Consider the following 1062-nt stretch of genomic DNA (forward strand, 5'->3'; position numbering starts at 1 on the left):
TGTGATGTGACTGCGTGCCTTTTGAAGAATGAGCCTGCGAGTTATGGTGTGTGGCGAGGTTAACCCGTGTGGGGGAGCCGTAGGGAAACCGAGTCTGAATAGGGCGTTTGAGTCGCATGCTGTAGACCCGAAGCGGAGTGATCTAGGCATGGGCAGGTTGAAGCGTGGGTAAGACTGCGTGGAGGACCGAACCCACCAGGGTTGAAAACCTGGGGGATGACCTGTGTTTAGGGGTGAAAGGCCAATCAAACTCCGTGATAGCTGGTTCTCCCCGAAATGCATTTAGGTGCAGCGTTGCGTGTTTCTTGCCGGAGGTAGAGCACTGGATGGCCGATGGGCCCGACAAGGTTACTGACGTCAGCCAAACTCCGAATGCCGGTAAGTGAGAGCGTGGCAGTGAGACTGCGGGGGATAAGCTCCGTAGTCGAGAGGGAAACAGCCCAGACCACCGACTAAGGCCCCTAAGCGTGTGCTAAGTGGGAAAGGATGTGGAGTCGCAGTGACAACCAGGAGGTTGGCTTAGAAGCAGCCACCCTTGAAAGAGTGCGTAATAGCTCACTGGTCAAGTGATTCCGCGCCGACAATGTAGCGGGGCTCAAGTACACCGCCGAAGTCGTGGCATTCACATATTCAGCTTGGCAGGGTTTCCCTGTCTAGGTGTGTGGATGGGTAGGGGAGCGTCGTGCGGCCGGCGAAGCGCCCGAGTGATCGAGGTGTGGAGGCCGTGCGAGTGAGAATGCAGGCATGAGTAGCGAATCAGAAGTGAGAAACTTCTGCGCCGGATGACCAAGGGTTCCTGGGCCAGGCTAATCCGCCCAGGGTAAGTCGGGACCTAAGGCGAGGCCGACAGGCGTAGTCGATGGACAACGGGTTGATATTCCCGTACCCGCTGTGCGCCGTCCATATCGAACCCAGTGATACTAAGGGTCCTTAACCCGGTTGTCCCTTCGGGGGCAGCGTCAGGGTGAACGCCCGGCCTGAGCTGGTAGTAGGTAAGCGATGGGGTGACGCAGGAAGGTAGCCCATCCCAGGCGGTGGTTGTCCTGGGGTAAGCATGTAGGA

General features: G+C 57.8%; 1 rRNA gene. It reads left to right on the forward strand.

The annotated features are described in order from the left end of the window. Positions 1 to 1062, forward strand: a 23S ribosomal RNA gene (locus FHS22_RS37225); the annotation flags it as partial.

It is taken from the genome of Thiemannella venezuelensis (genome assembly GCF_014203605.1).
Lineage (GTDB): Bacteria > Actinomycetota > Actinomycetes > Streptosporangiales > Streptosporangiaceae > Planomonospora_A > Planomonospora_A venezuelensis.